At 43.9% G+C, this 18,918-nt stretch carries 11 protein-coding genes and 1 pseudogene; 10 read left to right on the top strand and 2 right to left on the bottom strand.

From position 1 onward, the window contains the following. Positions 1–256 precede the first annotated feature (256 nt). Positions 257–385 (top strand): annotated as a pseudogene (locus NO989_RS06290) (LuxR C-terminal-related transcriptional regulator); the annotation flags it as partial. Positions 386–574: 189 nt separating this feature from the next. Beyond that, positions 575–1,468: an aspartyl protease family protein gene (locus NO989_RS06285; RefSeq protein WP_371342253.1), complete on the top strand. Its 894-nt coding sequence runs from the start codon at positions 575–577 to the stop codon at positions 1,466–1,468. 81 nt (positions 1,469–1,549) lie between these two features. Here NO989_RS06285 and NO989_RS06280 read toward each other — a convergent pair whose 3' ends face one another. After that, positions 1,550–5,065: a PAS-domain containing protein gene (locus tag NO989_RS06280; RefSeq protein ID WP_371342252.1), complete on the bottom strand. Its 3,516-nt coding sequence runs from the start codon at positions 5,063–5,065 to the stop codon at positions 1,550–1,552. 247 nt (positions 5,066–5,312) lie between these two features. On the opposite strand from NO989_RS06280, the gene NO989_RS06275 reads away from it, so the two are divergent. The 8 genes from NO989_RS06275 to NO989_RS06240 all read left to right on the top strand — a co-directional run bounded on the left by NO989_RS06275 (position 5,313) and on the right by NO989_RS06240 (position 17,841). Then, complete coding sequence (locus tag NO989_RS06275; protein WP_101564003.1) at positions 5,313–6,218, top strand: tetratricopeptide repeat protein; 906 nt, start codon at positions 5,313–5,315, stop codon at positions 6,216–6,218. Positions 6,219–6,430: 212 nt separating this feature from the next. Next, positions 6,431–7,054 carry a nucleotide exchange factor GrpE gene (gene grpE, locus NO989_RS06270; protein WP_061485368.1) on the top strand — a complete coding sequence of 208 codons (624 nt, stop codon included), beginning with the start codon at positions 6,431–6,433 and terminating at the stop codon, positions 7,052–7,054. Between the two features lie 119 nt (positions 7,055–7,173). Then, complete coding sequence (gene dnaK / locus NO989_RS06265; protein WP_014948972.1) at positions 7,174–9,102, top strand: molecular chaperone DnaK; 1,929 nt, start codon at positions 7,174–7,176, stop codon at positions 9,100–9,102. A 200-nt stretch (positions 9,103–9,302) separates the two neighbouring features. Then, complete coding sequence (dnaJ, locus tag NO989_RS06260; protein ID WP_014948973.1) at positions 9,303–10,433, top strand: molecular chaperone DnaJ; 1,131 nt, start codon at positions 9,303–9,305, stop codon at positions 10,431–10,433. 311 nt (positions 10,434–10,744) lie between these two features. Continuing rightward, a complete protein-coding gene (locus NO989_RS06255) occupies positions 10,745–11,230 on the top strand; it encodes a cytochrome c (RefSeq protein ID WP_371342251.1) in 486 nt (161 codons plus the stop codon). A 359-nt stretch (positions 11,231–11,589) separates the two neighbouring features. Beyond that, a complete protein-coding gene (locus tag NO989_RS06250; protein WP_371342250.1) occupies positions 11,590–12,852 on the top strand; it encodes a hypothetical protein in 1,263 nt (420 codons plus the stop codon). A 306-nt stretch (positions 12,853–13,158) separates the two neighbouring features. Continuing rightward, a complete protein-coding gene (locus NO989_RS06245; protein WP_371342249.1) occupies positions 13,159–15,747 on the top strand; it encodes an EAL domain-containing protein in 2,589 nt (862 codons plus the stop codon). A gap of 189 nt (positions 15,748–15,936) precedes the next feature. Further along, positions 15,937–17,841, top strand: a complete 1,905-nt coding sequence (locus NO989_RS06240) for a propionyl-CoA synthetase (RefSeq protein ID WP_156086179.1) — start codon at positions 15,937–15,939, stop codon at positions 17,839–17,841. Here NO989_RS06240 and NO989_RS06235 read toward each other — a convergent pair whose 3' ends face one another. Beyond that, on the bottom strand, positions 17,842–18,525 hold the full coding sequence (locus NO989_RS06235; RefSeq protein WP_049586859.1) for a cytochrome b/b6 domain-containing protein: 684 nt from the start codon (positions 18,523–18,525) through the stop codon (positions 17,842–17,844). Between the last annotated feature and the right edge of the window lie 393 nt (positions 18,526–18,918).

The raw sequence follows: 18,918 nt of genomic DNA, 5'->3' as shown, positions 1-18,918 counted from the left end.
TTAATAAAAGAACTGTGATAGTTTAAATATTTGATGGTGTTTAAAATGTCAGAAAGTGGCTAACAATTGTAAGTATATGGGCAACGATCTAAATCTGATATTTTCAGATAGTAGTGGCTTCAATGTCGCGACAATTGATTACGTCAAGGTGTTTTTGAGAAATGCTAGGTGCCTCCGCTCGCAATCAATCTCGTTTTCCCTTTCGCAGTTGCTCAGTAGTGTTCATGTTACATTTTCTATTTGCACTTCGTTTTTTATTGCTTACGAACTCGCTATTTCAGAGTCCACCGTTAAACAGCATGTATCTGCAGTATTGAGAAAGCTTGGTGTTATTAACAGAACCAAGGCCGATATCGCGTTCAAAAATGCAATGCATTTAAGCTAGACGGAAAGCGATAGACGTCTTCAAGACTATGATCATATTGATATAGTTTAAGCACTAACATGTATTAGATGCTTTCCACTAGATTAGGGATTTTCGCGCGTACGATTCATCGTGCTAATTCGATCTCAATCAGCTCATGTGCTAGCGTAAGATTTCAAAGGATTAGTTTACTGGCGTAAAAGGATATTTATGACGCGATTTATTTTACTTTCCCTTCTTTTTAGTTCTTTCAATGCGTTTAGTGCCGTTACAGCATGGACAGATTTCACCCTGGACAACGGTCACGTTTTTTTGCCTGTTACCATAGAAGGCATCGAATCTCGGGTCATGCTGGATTCAGGAGCACATATAAACAGTATCAATCGCGCGTTTATCGGGAAGCATGATTTAGACCTTGATAAAGGGCGCCCCGTGACCGTTAAAGGGGTGTACGACGTTGAAAGGCGTAACGCTTACAACAATGTAAACGTTGAAATATTCAGTAGTGATTTCGAGTTGGATTCCCTTGTCGAATCCAGCTTAGGTCATCACTCTAATGGTATGTTACTGGGGGCAGGTTTTTTCAATAACTTCATCGTTCAATTGGACTATCCCCACAGAAAAATTCGTTTGGTGACGCGTGATTCGATAGATATGGGGGAGGTGGCAAATGTTCGAGCCGGCTCTCAACAGGGTAGTGGAATGCCTATCGCGCAAGTAGAAATTAACGGTGTTGCGTTGTGGCTATTAGTCGATACTGGTAACGCCGGTACAATTTTGATTAACCGTCGAGCGGCGTCCAAGGTTGGGTTGCTTGAAAAAGTGGAAGGCGCAAGCACGTCATTTGGTGCCAATAGTTCTGGGGTCAATGAGTTCGCTACGTCAGATGTCGTGAAGTTTGGTCCATTCGAGATTAGTGACGTTAAGGTTAGCTTTCCTGCTGAGGGGCAAAAGACAAACTTAGAAAGTCAGTATGAAAGAACGGGTAGCCGGATAGGTGGAAAGCGGGTAGTAGGCTTAATAGGCTATGATTTGTTGAAAGACTTCGTTGTAACACTTGATTATCGTTACGGGAAACTTCACATCGCGTTACCGCAAAAGTAAAAAGCATCTTGATGCAAACCAGCTACCAAAAGAAGACGAAATACCTACTGCCGTACTACAAATGCGATCACGAGTTCTCTATTAAACAAGCGATTGCTTTAGCAGTCGCTTAAGTGCCGCAGGTTTTAAGGGTTTTGGCAGGTAGCTAAATTGTTGCTCCGCCGCTTCTTCTCTTATATCGTTACTTCTGTTGGCAGTGACTAAAATCTTTAAGGCAAAACTCACGTTATTTTCAGAAAGAATCGCAGCAACGTCAAAACCGGTTTCGCCATAATTTAGGTGATAATCGGCAACGAGTACATCAAAGTGTTCTTGTGAAATACTCGACACTTCTGCTCCGCCCGCTATCAATGTTGTACTCCCTCCCCAATCTCTCAGTAAGGTACACATTGCATTTGCCACTTGCTCGTCATTTTCTACGAGTAGGAAACGGGTGTCTTTTAAAAATGCATTGTTGTTTTTATTCGCTGAGTCTAAAGAGGGCATTTGATGGGAGTGCGAGGAGACAGGGCGAGAACGGCTGTCTAATGCGCTTTTTTGAACGCTTACTGAATTATTTGGCGCACTTGCTGAGTTCTTCGTTAATACTGATTTATTAAAAGGGGAGTCAACATGAATAGTGTTACTTGCGTGCGCGGTGAGTATCGAGGCTTCGCTTTGAAATGCTCTAGATACAGCCACACTGAAGCAGCTTCCTTTATTTGGCGATGAAGTCAGTCCGACTTCATGACCGAGTAGTCGACATATCTTATCTACAATAGTCAGGCCTAATCCAATTCCTTCGCCTTTGTTGTTGCTCTCTAGCTGATGGAACTCACTAAATATTTCATGCTGTTGGTGGTCGGCGATACCTAGTCCGGTATCGTAAACACAAAGCTTTATTACCTGCTTGGTATTTGTGACTCTTGTGCGTCTCACGCCCACCAAAATACGGCCTTTTGCGGTATAGCGGACTGCGTTGGACAGCAAGTTTTGAAGCACCCGTCGCAGTAGTACTTTGTCCGAGTACACCATAACTCTGGTCGGTACATACCTGAGCTCAATACCTTTTTGCTTTGCAATGACACTAAATTCCTGCACCAATGAAGACAACATATCACTGACTGGAAATTCAGTCTTTTGAGGGGTAAGCACGCCAGCGTCTAATTTCGTCATATCAAGTAGCATTGAAAGTAAGCTCTGAGCATTGTCCAAAGAATTCACCACGCCTTCAGATAGTGTGGCCAGTTCACTGCCTTGCGTCTTTTTGCTGAGCATGCTGGCAAATAATGTTGCGGCGTTGAAAGGTTGCATGAGATCGTGCCCAGCCGCGGCCAGAAATTTGGTTTTGCTCTCGTTAGCTTTGTCAGCGTGTTGTTTGGCTTCTTCTAATTCTGCTGTACGCTGCGCAACCCTTGCCTCCAAGTCTTCTTTTGCACTTTCTAATTCTTTTTGAATTGCTATGTATTCAGTGATATCGCTATAGGTAGTCACGTAGCCGCCACCAGGCAGCGGCGCGCCGTTAAGTTCTATCACTTTTCCGTCAGGCTGTTTGCGAATATGTTTATGACGGGTGCCTTCCAGCATGTAGCTAACGCGCTTTTCGATAGATGAGGGGCTAAACAACCCTCGGTTTGCGTTGTAGCTAAGTATATCGGTAATGGGCATGCCCGCTTTTAGAAATCCTTTAGGGTAGGCAAATAATTCCACGTAACGTTCGTTCCACGCCAGTAGCTGCAGTTTGTCATCAAGCACACTTATGCCTTGCTCAATGTTTTGCACTGACGATTGAAGTACCTCGTGGTTAAACTGAAATGACTGAGAAGCTTCTTCTACCCAGTCAACCAGTTCTGGAAAGCTATCGCTGCCTGTATCTGCGATGGCACCCAGTAATATACGAGCACTAGGTGCTCCTACTTGTGCGGCAAGCAACTTATTTACCCTGTCGATAAGCGCCTGACTGGCATAACCACTGCTAGCGGCGCGATTGACGTCAACTGATAGCTGCTTAACCAGTTGAGAGTGCGTGGCACTTTCGAGCACACGTTCGGTGAGTGCAATTAAGTCCCTCACTTTTACCAGTAAACGAGGTGTGTCGTGATCTGTGAGGAGCGTATTATTTGGCTTAGTGCCACGTCTTGATGTAATTAATGCAACCGTAACGAATGTAAGGCAATTAGCCAATAAGGAAAAGGCAAAGCCCAAACCAAGCGCTTGGTCAGTGGGTGCTGGGTTGAAATAATAACTCGACAGTAAGCTTGGGTAGAGGAGGAATGCTGCCCAACATGTAAACCCTACCAATAAGGCGCAAATAGCGGCAGCTTTGTTGCTTTTCGGCCAGTAAAGACCAAACATAAGTGCAGGCATGCACTGTGCTAATAATGCTATAGCAATCACCCCGCTTTTAACCAGAGGTGCAGCCTGACTTATATTCAAGTGATACCAGAGCGCAATACTAAGTACGACCACAACGGTAATACGACGTATAGACAGTATTTTGTTTGGCTGCATTGAACGATTGGGCGAAGTCTTTAGTCTCGCTTTTAGCCAAAGTGGCGTGACAACATTGTTCGAGATCATTATTCCCAGCGCCAAGGTTGCAACAATCACCATGCTGGTGGTTGCAGAAAGACCTCCTATGAAAGCAAATGACGACAGCGCGATATTTTCAGCATATAAAGGTAGGGCAAGCACATACGCATCAGAGCTCGTATCCACTGGCAGCAGCATTTTTCCTGCAAGTGCAATAGGAATAATAAAAAGGGTCATGCCAAATAAATAGAGGGGAAATAGCCACCTTGCTGTTCTAAGCTCCCCCTCACCGTTCTGCTCAACGAAGTTCATATGAAACTGTCGTGGCAAAACGAACATAGAGCAAACGCCCAAAACAACATGTGATACATAAACCCAGGGTGCGCTATCAGCATAAATGACTTCTCGAGCACTGGCATTTGAAGCGGCGTTAGACACCAAATCCAACACACCATCAAACAGATAGAAGCAAACGAAAACACCTACAGCGCACAGGGCAACAAGCTTTATAACCGATTCAAACGCTATAGTAAGTAGCAGACCGGGGTGTTTGTCGGTCAAGTTGAGTGTACGGGTACCGAAGATAATGGCAAATAATGCGAGCAAGATAGCTACGTAGATACTTAACCATGGCGTGCTTGTATGCGCGTCGTCAGTCAACAAATTTATTGATTTCGTAATGGCGTCTAACTGCAGGGCAATGTAGGGCACTACACCGAAAAAACACAGTAAAGTGATAAGCGCGGCAATCAAGTGGGAGTGCTGGTATTTAAGTGAGATGAGGTCTGCTAAAGAGCTGATGTTGTGTTGTTGACACAGTCTGCTTATATGAAGCACCACAGGAAACGCAAATGCCATAGTCAGCATAATCCCTAAATAAGTAGGGATAACTGCCCAGCCATATTGTGCTGCTTGAGAGGTAGTGCCGAAAAATGCCCAAGATGTACAATGCACGCCCAATCCAAGGCTGTACAATATTGGGTGTTGCCGGTTGTCACGTAAACGCTTATCGCCCCAAAATGCTAAAGCGAAAAGCGCGAGGAGATAACAACCAACAATAGTGCCAACCGTCCAGATACTTAGCATAGATATTCCGTGTAGTTGAACGCATTTATTAGCGCAATTGAAAGCGCGTTTTATTGTTGATTTACATTAACATAGTTTTCACATGCGAGGTATCTTCTGTTGGCACACAAGCAATATTTCGGAGTTAATTATTTGCAATTTGAACGATAAGTGATAGGTTTTTATACAAGGCGACGTCTTTTTGAGCAGTAGGATTTACACATAAGTCGGTCTTAGCCAATCACCGGAATAATAAAAAGGGAATTTAATGAAACAAAATTCAGCAAGCACACGTATTCTGCGAATCTCACTACTAATTTCAACTATAATATCTGCATCTGTTTGGGCTATTCCGAATCAACCTGAATGTGCAGACGAAGATTGTTCACTTGCTAAGCTGAATACACTTCGAGCTTTGGCGTCCAGAGGTCATGAACAAACCAGCTTCTCCCTTGGCCACATCTTTATGAATCCTGAATCTGGGGTAAAGACAGATTTAGAAAATGCCTATTATTACTTTGATAAGTCTGCCAAACAGGGCTTCCTACCAGCTTACCGACAAGCAGCGGGGATGGCTGCACAGGGAATTGGTACACAAAAGAATATGGCTGAAGCCAAGCGATTGATGAAATTTGCTGCAGATGAAGGCGTTAATAGAACGGCAGAGGAATATGCTGTTCTCGTCTTTTCTGATAATGAATCTACCGACGAAGAAAAAGCGACTGCGGTTGAATTTTTGGAAGCCGAAGTTGAAGAAGGAATGAGCTACCTCGCTAACTATGTATTAGCCGTTCTTTATATCAATGGAGAGTTTGTGGAAAAGGATATAGTGAAAGCGAAGTCTCTATTAGCATTTCCAGCGTCAGGTAAATACGCCAATTCGGTAGAGCTACTTCAACAATTAAGTGGAGAGAAAGTTATAGCGCAGGACAATGAGAACCCTAAGTCTACTGCTGGTCTCGATAGCAGCATTGAAACTATTACGGTGACTGGAATTAGTATCAATATGGGCGATGTTCACGGGTTGATGCTAAGTGAACTCAGAAAGCACCATGGGCAAACGGGAAGCAGGATAAAAGGGAATGGTTGCAAAAGAGGTGACCCTCAGTGTGTTATCCTAGATAGTGGTTCAATACGAACGCCAACATTTTGGCAAGTTGGTACCACTAGGTAACTAAATTAAAAAAACTCATTAAAGCGTTAGGAAGCCAAACTTAGTATTGAAGTTTGGCTTTTTTTATATTTTTTTAAAATCACCCACAAAAATAATGTGGATACCCTTGATCACCTTAAATCTAGCCCCATAACTAAGCGCAACAGACTTATTCCCAATAATTTTAACGTTATTGGGCAATGCCTAATTAAGAAAAACGTTTGGAGGTAGGCATGAGCGATAATCGCGACGTGCAGGCAGAACAAGAAAATACAGTTGATCAAACTGTACAAAATGCTGAAGAAGCGCAAGTAGAAGCGTCACAAGCAGAAGGCGTAGAGCTTGATGAAAATGCACAACGCATTTACGAGCTAGAAACGGCACTTTCTGAGGCGCAAGCCACAATCAAAGAGCAGCAAGATGGCGTGCTTCGCGCGCGTGCAGATGCTGACAACGCACGTCGTCGTGCTGAAGGTGAAGTAGAAAAGGCGCGTAAATTTGCCCTTGAACGCTTTGCTGGCGAGTTGCTTCCGGTTATCGATAACCTAGAGCGTGCTATCGAAATGACCGATGGCGACAATGAAGCGGTTAAGCCGCTTTTAGAAGGTGTGGAAATGACCCACAAAACTTTCTTAAGCACTATTGAGAAATTTGGATTAAGCCTTATTGATCCGCAGGGCGAAGCCTTCAACCCTGACTTGCATCAGGCAATGTCTATGCAAGAAAGTGCAGACCACGAGCCAAATACGGTGATGGCGGTTATGCAGAAAGGTTATCAAATTAACGGCCGCTTGTTACGCCCTGCCATGGTTATGGTATCGCGTGCGCCAAGTGGTGGTGTGGACACGCAAGCGTAAGTCACGCTTTTTGCGATAAACACACAAAAATGTCAGTTTTTTTACTGACATCTATTGAAAAGGCTGGGGAATAACCCCACTAAAAGTACAGAATTAAGAAACTTTTTCGGAGACACGAAATGGGTAGAATCATTGGTATCGATTTAGGTACAACGAATTCATGTGTCGCAGTTCTAGACGGCGACAAACCTCGCGTAATTGAAAACGCGGAAGGCGATCGTACAACCCCTTCAATCATCGCTTACACAAACGATGGGGAAACATTAGTTGGTCAGTCTGCAAAGCGTCAGGCGGTAACTAACCCGACTAACACATTATTCGCAATTAAGCGTCTAATTGGTCGTCGCTTTCAAGATAAAGAAGTACAGCGTGACATCGACATCATGCCTTTCAAAATTGTAGGTGCTGATAATGGTGATGCGTGGGTAGAAGCGAAAGGCGAGAAAATGGCGCCTCCGCAGATTTCTGCTGAAGTACTTAAGAAAATGAAAAAGACAGCTGAAGATTATCTTGGTGAAGAAGTTACTGGCGCAGTTATCACTGTTCCTGCTTACTTCAACGATTCTCAGCGTCAAGCAACTAAAGACGCGGGTCGCATCGCTGGTCTTGAAGTTAAGCGTATTATCAACGAGCCAACTGCTGCTGCTCTTGCCTACGGCATGGACAAAAAGCAAGGCGACAACGTTGTTGCAGTATACGACTTAGGTGGCGGTACGTTCGATATCTCTATCATCGAAATCGATGAAGTAGACGGCGAACACACGTTTGAAGTACTAGCAACTAATGGTGATACTCACCTTGGTGGTGAAGACTTCGATAACCGTGTTATCAACTACCTAGTTGAAGAGTTTAAGAAAGACCAAGGCATCGACCTTCGTAAAGATCCGCTTGCTATGCAGCGTCTTAAAGAAGCGGGTGAAAAAGCAAAAATTGAGCTTTCTTCTTCTCAACAGACTGAAGTTAACCTGCCATACATCACTGCTGATGCAACAGGTCCTAAGCACTTAGCTATTAAGCTTACTCGTGCAAAACTTGAGTCTTTGGTTGAAGACCTAGTTAAGAATTCACTTGAGCCGCTTAAGAAGGCACTAGCTGATTCAGATCTTTCTGTAGGCGACATTAACGACATCATCCTAGTTGGTGGTCAAACTCGTATGCCGCTAGTACAGAAGTACGTGACTGAATTCTTTGGCAAAGAGCCACGTAAAGACGTAAACCCTGACGAAGCAGTTGCAGTAGGCGCAGCAATTCAAGGTGGCGTACTTTCAGGTGACGTTAAAGACGTACTACTTCTAGACGTTACACCTCTGTCTCTAGGTATCGAGACTATGGGTGGCGTGATGACTGTGCTTATCGAGAAGAACACTACAATTCCAACGAAGAAGTCGCAAACGTTCTCGACTGCTGAAGACAACCAGTCTGCAGTAACAGTACACGTACTACAGGGTGAGCGTAAGCAATCAAGTGGCAACAAGTCTCTTGGTCAGTTCAACCTAGAAGGTATTCGTCCAGCAGCACGCGGTGTACCGCAAATCGAAGTAACATTCGATCTTGATGCTGACGGTATCCTACACGTGTCTGCGAAAGACAAAGACACAGGTAAAGAGCAGAAGATCACTATCAAAGCCTCTTCAGGCCTAAGCGATGAAGAAGTAGAAAAAATGGTAGCTGACGCGGAAGCGAATAAAGAGTCTGATAAGAAGTTTGAAGAGCTGATTCAAGCGCGTAACCAAGCTGACGGTATGGTTCACGCCACACGTAAACAGCTTGAAGAAGTTGGCGATGCACTAAGTGCAGAAGACAAAGCGCCAATCGAAGAAGCACTTTCAGCACTTGAAACTGCAGTTAAAGGCGAAGACAAAGCGGACATCGAAGCGAAAACGCAAGAGCTTATCCAAGCATCTAGCAAGCTAATGGAAGCGGCGCAAGCTCAGCAAGCTGCAGCCGGTGGCGCAGAAGGTGCAGAGCAGCAAGCTTCTTCTGGTAAAGCAGACGATGACGTTGTTGACGCTGAATTCGAAGAAGTGAAAGACGACGACAAGAAGTAAACTGTTGTGTCAGGCCCGTTACTTAGCATGTTAGCGGGCCGTGTAAGCAGTTCAGGCGCAGCAGGAATTTCTTGTTGCGCCTTTGTTGTGTAAATGACTTGGCGTTATTGAATTTATATTCAGGTTATTTTCACAACAGTCAGATGTAGATTCGATGAGCATAAAATGCTTATCGACAAAAAGTAGGATATGTAAACGATATGTCGAAACGAGACTACTACGAAGTACTCGGGGTAGATAAAAGCGCAGGCGAACGCGAAATTAAAAAGGCGTATAAGAAGCTGGCGATGAAATATCACCCTGACCGTACGCAAGGCGATAAAGGCCTGGAAGATAAATTTAAAGAAATCCAGGAAGCCTACGAAATTCTGTCAGATTCGCAGAAACGTGCAGCATACGACCAATATGGCCACGCGGGAGTAGATCCTAACCGTGGTGGCGGTGGCTTCGGTGGTGGTGCCGATTTCGGCGATATTTTTGGTGATGTATTTGGTGATATCTTCGGCGGTGGCCGAGGAGGTCGTCAATCTCGCGCACGTCAAGGTTCAGACCTCCGCTACAACTTAGAGCTAACGCTTGAAGAAGCGGTTCGTGGCAAGAGCGTAGATATTCGCGTACCAACTTTGGTCGAGTGTGAAGTCTGTGATGGTTCTGGTGCGAAGAAAGGCTCTTCACCTAAGACCTGTCCAACCTGTCACGGCAATGGCCAAGTTCAAATGCGCCAAGGTTTCTTTGCTGTTCAGCAGACTTGCCCTACGTGTTCGGGCAAAGGCAAGATCATTGAAGATCCTTGTAACAGCTGTCATGGCCACGGTCGTAAAGAAAAGACTAAGACCCTTAACGTTAAAATTCCAGCTGGCGTAGATACCGGTGATCGTATTCGTCTATCAGGCGAAGGTGAAGCTGGAGAGAACGGTGCACCTCCAGGTGATTTATACGTTCAGGTCCACGTACGTGAGCACGATATCTTTAAGCGCGATGGCAACAACTTGTACTGTGAAGTACCGTTAAGCTTCACTACGGCAGCCCTTGGCGGCGAGCTAGAAGTGCCAACGCTAGATGGCAAAGTAAAACTGAAAATCAGCCCTGAAACGCAGACTGGCCGAATGTTCCGTCTACGTGGTAAAGGTGTTAAATCAGTGCGAAGTGGTGCCATGGGCGATTTAATGTGTAAGGTTGTGGTCGAAACACCAGTAAACTTATCATCTCGCCAAAAAGAACTACTTCAAGAGCTTGAAGAGTCGATGGGTAAAGCGTCAAGTAAGCACAGCCCGAAAGCGCAAGGCTTCTTTGACGGCGTTAAAAAGTTCTTTGACGATTTAACGAACTAATTGCTTAGTAGTACATACTTCATTTGAAAGCCCTCAGTTGAGGGCTTTTTTATTTTTGAAAGGCATTTAAACGCGCTCTTATGAGTGGCCAATTATCCATGCAGATTGGTATTTGTAATAGAAAGTGCTCACTTTAAGAAGGAAAGGGGGAGTTAGTCTTTTCTTTACTTACTTTTACCGCTAAAAATCTTGCGCATCATCCGACTATTCGTCACGATAACCCAAGTATCGGGACTTTTAGCTTGTTGATTACAAGGCTTAAAAGCCCGTTTGAGACCAATGAATAATATTTACCTAACAAGGGAACAGGCATGAAATTTTCAAGTAAATTGCTACTGAGCGCTGCCACGGCAGGCGCAATCTTATCAGGCTCGGTATTAGCTGCTGACGTGACAGAAGCAACGTCAGAAAAACACGCGGGAGCTGCAACACAATATCGCCAGGCCGTTTTTCAGTTAGTACGCAGTAACATGGGACCTTTAGGTGGCATGGCAAAAGGTGCTTTACCTTTTGACGAAAGTGTTATGGAAACAAATGCCGTACGTCTAGAGCAACTTGCTGACATGATGGACGATTATTTATCAGTTGATACTCGTAAGTATGACGTTGAAACTGGCGCAAAAGATGAAATTTGGGAAAATTTCTCAGATGTAGAAAAGAAAGTGATGGCACTTAAAACGGCAGCACAAGGGCTTCAAGCAGCTGTTAAAGCGGGTGATGAAAGCGCGTATAGAGGTGCAATCGGTAAAATTGGTGCAAGCTGTAAATCATGCCATGACGACTATAAGAAGGACTAGCCCCAGCTTGTTGTTCAACACGTGAAAGCGCTCTAGTATCAGGTCAGTAAGAATGTGTCTATTGCATTTTACTGACCCAAAACCTCGGTCAATACTTCGATGTGTTAATTAGTATTTTATAATTAAATCATATAGATAAATTGAGAGTGGGGCTGAAGCGCAGACTCGCAACCTTCCTCAAATAGCAGTGTACTTTTTCGTCTAGGGCTTTGTAAGTAATAGGCATCAGACATTGCCACTCACTTAGCCACCTCAGAAATTGACTTCATTATAGCCTTGTAGAACGTGTCTACGAGAGTACATCGTTAAGACCCATACGCTGTGGTATATTAACAACAGGTTTTTAATATGGAGATAAGATGCGACCCTCGCTAACGTATGTAGGTACACTGGACGATGTTGTAGAGCGTTTTCCTTGGCAATTCGACGCAGATATAAACTACTTTAATCAATTGCTAGTGAGGAAGGCTATATTAGGAGAGAAGATACTTATCAATGATGGGTATTTGCTTAATAATAGTGCGGCAAGGCAAGCTATTCTAAACCCCAGTTGTTCTCCGCTTACGTCATTAATCGAGCAAGGTTTTGTCAGGATCTTATCGCGGAACGCCGATTTAGTCTCCTTACCAGAGAAAATGGCGGATCAAGGTGTTGCCAGTTTCAACGTTTTGAAAAATTCTGCCGAATGGCCAAGTTTGAAGCGAGAATTACGTAAGTGGCAGCCACTGTTAGAAGAAACGGATAATTTTATACCTTGGCCAGAAAAACACATCAGTCATGGCTTTGATCAAATGATCATGCGGTTGGCTGAACGCACACCAGAAGACTTATCAATTGACAGTGTCAGTCATGACCAGTGGCGACGAGTGTTTGATTTGTATGAAAAATCAAATCGATACGACAAAGAGGCTACCCGAACCCGTTGGGAGTCTGCGGTCACTGAGTGCTTAGCTGATAACCATCAAGGACGTCTAGCTATGATGCACCTGGCCTGTGAGGCGTATCACTATAATTTCGGTGTTTGCTTGGGTAGCCAGCCATCTTTGTCGAAACAGCAAATTTTGGTCGAAACACGGTTTAGCTCAGCGTTTGCTGATTTATCCAAAGTAGATCAAGAGTTACAAATGCAGCACGTTTCAATACCCGGATTGCGTGTACCACAAAATATATCAATGAATAGCGGGCCAAAATGGGCGGAATTAGTATCTCCGTTTAGCGATGTCGGCAAACAGTTGAGAGCGTACCGTCAAGCTCAAGATGACTATTTTTCCGGGCAAGGCACAGAAGAGTGTTTAACTGCTGAGGCTCGTGCCTATTCGAAGCAGTTGTCATCGTTGTTTGGTGAAAAGCAATCGGAATCTGCAGTCGCGAGGGTCGCTATTGGCGTAGGCTTTTTCGCTGCGGGTCTTATGGCGGCGGGTCCAGAAGTAGCGGCAGTCCTTTGGCTGACAGAAAATTACTTGTATCCGACAATAACGCGTAAATTCAAGCTGCGTGACCGTGAATTTTTTAGCAAAAATACAGCCCTTCCCACGCAAACTGTTTCTAGTGCGCTAAGCTCAGTAGTGTTAGATCCTGTTCAGATAAAAGAGCTCGCAAGTACTATCCCGGATTTCAAATAGTTAATTCGTAATAATAAGAACTTTCCACGGGTTCGAAACGTTTCAACGGGTTTTTGCTGGAAATTTGTACAATTCTTGGCTATGTTAAACACTCAGGCTTGGCGATAATTTTCTTCGACTGAAGGTACGCGTTTAGGTACCCAATCTTCGCAGGTCCTGCTTTTAAAAAATATAAAACAGCTCGTAGACAACTGAAACAGCAAAACTTGTAAAGCGCTTAAAACCACGACACAACTTTTCATCCTTTTATTGTCGTGCTGCTATCGTTTGTGCTGAATTCGAAGAGATATCAAAAGGTTTGCTTAGATGGATTTACGCAGTGAACGCATGTTGTCAACCATGCGCACAACACAGCAAAACATTTCTGTGTTGCTCAATGAAAGTCGAACGAAAACAGAGGCTCTGTGTATATTACTTGCCTCGGTAAACCCTAGCAATGGAAGAGCAACGGTATTATCTTGCGACGTAAACCACCTATCATTAGAAGCCGAGAGCGTTGTTTTTCCTTCACATGTATTGCTCATGCTCCCGCTTACACCTTTGAGCGCTCCAATACCTTGCAAAGATTTTATCTTTCCCCCTTCACTCGAACATTATGCTGATAGCTATGTAGTAGTTGCTACCGTGCGAGATATGCAAAATGAAGTAATGGGTGTTGTTCTCACTTTTGTACGCCACAGTGTATTGAGCCCTCTACAACATACATTGATAGATATTACGCGCCAAAAAGTAGAGCTTAGTTACCAATATGAGCTGGCGCGTCATCCCTATTCAGACAAGTTATCCGAACAGCTTGCCTTGTTAGAAGAGGTGAGTTCAATTTCTAAAGTGGGCGCGTGGGAGATTGACAGATTCACAGGCGTACTTTCTCTGACTGAGGTGATGAAAGCCTTATTAGGCTTACCTCGTGTAAAAAGCGTCGGCCTTAATGAAGTGCTCGATATGCTTACCTCGAGTGATAGAAGAGACTTAAAGCAGCGCGTTTTTAAAGCGCTTAAAGAAGATAGAGAGTTCGTAAAGCACTTTGAATTTCACGACAAGCAAGGTCGCAGAAAAAGTATAAAACTAACCGTGTTCTTACAGGTTCAGCGAGGAAATGCTAGCGGAATTAAATTAACCCGGCTTTATGGCGCAGTGCAGGATGAAACGGAAATACAGCGTCTATCGGATTCACAACATAACTACACAGATTATCTGACCAGTTTATTGAATAATGTGGATAGCGTGGTGTTAAGCATAGATGAACATGGCACTATTCTAACTGCAAATGAACGCGTTTATTCTGTATTAGGCTTTGAGCCCGAAGAGCTGATTGGGCAAGATATAAAATTAATATCAACCAAGGTGCAAAATACCGATGCGCCTTCTTGTTTCATAAACATACCAGCGGGTTTAGCATGGTGTAGCGAAAATGGCTCGGTAAACGAATGTCTTCGCCATAAAAATGGTAAACGTATTGCCTGTGAAGTTAATTTGTCGAAATGCTCTGTACATAATCAACAATTAATTATCGCCTCAGTGCGCGATATCACTAATCAAAACCACGAAATTGAGCATTACAAACAACTCGCTTTAACCGATACGGTGACAGGTCTTCCGAACTTACACCAATTTGAGCGATACCTTGGTGATAAAGCTCATGACGACAAGTCATCTAAACCATTTGCCACGTTTATGCGCGTTGCCATCTGTAACATAAAAGAATACGAAAATGCGTTTGGGGAGCCAACGATAGACTATATTCTGAGAATTTTGGCCAGTCGCTTCATTCGCATATTCGAAATTAACAAGCGCAATTCAGCCAGTATATTCAAATGTGAGAGAGGTGCTTTTTATATTCATCTTCATCAATATTTTAGTGAAGAAGCACAGTCTCTAAATGCTGCACACGATTGCGCTATTCTTATTCACGATCACGTGCTAGCGCCAATAACCCTGCACAACAGCCTCTTAAATATTGAAACGCAAACCATAAGTTGCACGGTTCCAACGAAGCATTTTTCGTTTAAAAAGATAAAAGAACTATTGTCGAGAAAACCTTTAAGAGAGGTAAAAAATACTTCTACTTTTAAGTCGGAGCACGAGTATTTTCATGTTAATGCAAGTGATATCGAGCGGTACAATTACATTAAACACTCTCTGAGCAGGGCTATTTCTAACAACGAGTTATATATTGAGCTTCAACCTCAATACGATGCAACGCAGAACGTTATAAGCTCAGAGGTGTTGTTAAGGTGGAAGCATCCTCATATGGGTACAGTAAGCCCTTCTGAATTCATTCCTATTGCCGAAGAGAATGATTTTATTGCTGAACTCGGGCTGTGGGTGTGTAGCGAAGCCTGCGGGTTACTTAGTGAATGCCAGTCAAAGAAAATTAACACTAAGTTGTCTGTCAATATCAGTGCAAAGCACTTAGCGCGAGCTGATTTTGTGAGTAAGTTTGTCGCAATAGTAAATAAGTGGCGCGTGTCACACAAAAATTTAACTCTAGAGCTCACTGAAGGTGCATTGATAAGAGGAGTGAGCGTTATTCAACGTCGCGTTAGAGAATTAGCGGAACAAGGGTTTAGTTTGTCTATCGACGATTTTGGTCTTGGTGACTCAAATTTAAATTATCTTCAAGATTTGCCAATTACCGAACTGAAAGTAGACAGGGTATTTGTCGAAGCGATGGAAGGCTCGCAGCAAAAAACATTATTAGTTACAAGTATTTGCAACATGGCCAAAGCGTTACACATAAATACCGTAGCTGAGGGAATAGAGACAACGGGTCAATTAGATCAAGCTAAGGCATGTGGTTGCGGAGCATTTCAGGGATATTACTTAGATAAACCCATGAGTGTAGATGATTGGAAAAGTAAAATTAGTGAGAAGCAATATAAAGAAGGTAGTTAACCTTACGCAGTCGAGGGCTTATTCAAGTATGCGTTGAAACAACCGCTTCGATACCTCTTGTTATTAAATGGAGAGATAAAGTTTAAATTCATGTAAATCAATTTGTTAGTCGATCTACGCCTGAAGTCTTATTAGTAGATGTCATGTAACTATCGTAGGGTGAAGATAAACCCTACTCAGGACATGGTTATGACTTATAAAGATGAATATATTGCCTCGACCCAGCACCCCGATGAGTTTTGGTTAGAACAAGCACAAAAGCTAGCGTGGTTTCAATCTCCTCAAAAAGGATGCCAATCTACAGATAATGGTTACTTCGACTGGTTTAGGGGAGGGCAGCTTAACACCAGCTATTTAGCGCTTGATCATCACGTAAAAAATGGTCGTGGCGATAAAACCGCGCTTATTTATGACTCACCTGTTACACAAACTACTCAGCACTTTACTTACAAAGAGCTTTTAAACCGTGTTGCCGAGTTCGCAGGCGGCTTATCCCGCTTGGGTGTGACGAAAGGCGAGCGCGTGATTATCTACATGCCCATGATCCCGCAAGCAGTGATCGCGATGCTTGCTTGCGCTCGTTTGGGAGCTGTGCACTCTGTGGTGTTTGGTGGCTTTGCCGCAAATGAGCTTGCAGTACGAATAGATGACGCAAAACCGATAGTTATCGTTACTGCGTCATGTGGCATTGAAGGCAATAAAGTTCTACCGTACAAACCTCTTGTTGATGAAGCAATATCATTAGCAGAGCACAAACCACAGGCATGCGTGTTGTTTCAACGCGCTCAGCTAATTGCTGAGTTAAATGAAGCAACTGACCACGATTGGCTCTCTCTGGTTGAAGCTAGCGTGCCAGCTTCTCCTGTTCCCGTCGATGCAACTGACCCGCTTTATGTTCTTTATACTTCAGGTACAACCGGTAAACCTAAGGGTGTTGTTCGAGATAATGGAGGGCACGCGGCTGCTCTTCATTATTCAATGGGCGCGATTTACGGTATTAGTGAGGACGATATTTTTTGGGCTGCATCGGATGTTGGTTGGGTGGTCGGTCATTCATATATTGTCTATGGCCCGCTCATAAAAGGCGCAACGACGGTACTGTACGAAGGAAAGCCCATTGGCACTCCTGATGCCGGTGCATTTTGGCGTATGATAGAGTCTCACAAAGTGAATGTACTTTTTGCAGCTCCAACAGCATTTAGAGCGATACGAAAAGCGGACCCTGATGCTGAGTTTTTATCTAAATACAATACGTCGAGCTTGCGTACCTTATTTATGGCGGGTGAACGTCTAGATCCGCCAACATATTTCTGGGCGAGCGAGAAGGTTGGTGTTCCCGTTATCGACCATTGGTGGCAAACCGAAACTGGCTGGCCGATTTGTTCAAACCCGATGGGGCTTGAACCATTGGCCACGAAACCCGGTTCATCAAGCGTGCCTACACCTGGATTTAACGTAACGGTATTGAAAGGTGCTGATGAACAGCAAATAACCGGTGAAAAAGGCGCTATTGCTATCAAGTTACCGCTTCCCCCAGGTTGTTTGACAACCATTTGGCAAGACCATCAACGGTTTGTTGATGGCTATTTACGAGAATTTGAAGGGTATTACAGCACCGGAGATAACGGGTACGTAGATGAAGATGGCTACGTATTTATTATGGGTCGCACCGACGATGTCATAAACGTTGCCGGGCACCGGTTATCTACTGGTGAAATGGAAGAAGTGCTTGCAGGACATCCTGCCATTGCTGAATGTAGTGTAATAGGTATCCATGATGCGTTAAAAGGGCAATTGCCAGTTGGATTGGTACTGCTAAAAGACGGCGTTACCGTTGATGAACAGGAACTTGAACAAGATTTGGTTCAACGGGTTCGCGATAAAATCGGGCCAGTGGCGTGCTTTAAGCGAGCCATCGTCGTCAATCGTTTACCCAAAACCCGGTCAGGTAAAATACTCCGAAAACTGCTGCGTCAAATTGCAGCCAATGAATCTGTTGCCGTACCCTCAACCATCGATGATCCGTCAAGCGTAAGTGAGATTGAGACGCTCATGCGAGAGAAGGGCTTGGTCAACAAGCCCACCGCTGTTTAGCTAGTAGTAATATTCATCTGCCTGTGGAGCTGGCGGATATACTTCAATAGCCACATATACAGCTGCTGCGGCGATGAGCGCCACAACAAAAGCACGTAGAATTCGCGAGTCAGTTATACCTGCTGTCGCTGACTCCTTATTGCCATGCACCATGGCAGGAACCAATTTTTGCTTCTTATACACGCTGTAAAATATTACCGCGCCTATATGAAGTGCGATAACGTAAAGTAACACATCAAAGGCAAGGTGATGCAGAGTGTTCATTAGCGCTAGTGTTTCTTCTCCGGCTAACTGGCGATAGGGACCGTCTAAGAAAATATCATCGGTCATGAACAATCCCGATACCGCTTGTATGGCAAGCAACACTAGCATAACGACGACAAACCATCCGCCTAAAGGGTTGTGGCCAATAGCGGGTTCGGACTGCCTATTAAATAAGGTTTTTATATAATTGAAAACCTTTCTGGGACCAGTAATAAAGCTACTGAACTTCGCGTGTTGCGTACCAACAAATCCCCAGATTATGCGGAAAACGATAAGGAATAAGGTGAAGTACCCAATGTAAAAGTGCCATTGCACTTTGTTTTCAAGCCATTCAACTGTTGCATATTGCGCTAAAAGGCTCGCTACAATAAGCCAGTGAAAAAGCCGGGTGGGAATATCCCATATAAGAGTTTTTTGCATAGTAAATTTAGTTGGGTTGTATTCTGACTTATCCACACTTGCCGTTCAGCGGTGACGAATAAGTACTCGGTCATCTGTTAATTGCCATAGCGTCGCTTAACTTACTCTATAAAACAAGTAGGCCCAACGGCAGAAAACCTCTGTTTGTCTTAGTGTTGCAATTAGGACATGTTGATCTTTGCATCAAAAATGCGCAGTAAAGCTCAACATGTCCTAAGCATCGTGTACTGAATTTTTTTACATCCGAGCTTGAAGTTTTGGCAAAGAACTATGCAGATTGGTAGTAGTTAAATCTTACCGATTCCTTGTTATGCCTATTTAATATGAATCTCACATTGCAATAGTGACGGCATTTGGCAAAATGCCTCACAGTTGAAGGTTTATAAAAGTGTA

The organism is Alteromonas sp. DY56-G5 (assembly GCF_041414725.1).
Lineage (GTDB): Bacteria > Pseudomonadota > Gammaproteobacteria > Enterobacterales > Alteromonadaceae > Alteromonas > Alteromonas macleodii.
This window is presented reverse-complemented; position numbering and strand designations above follow the sequence as displayed.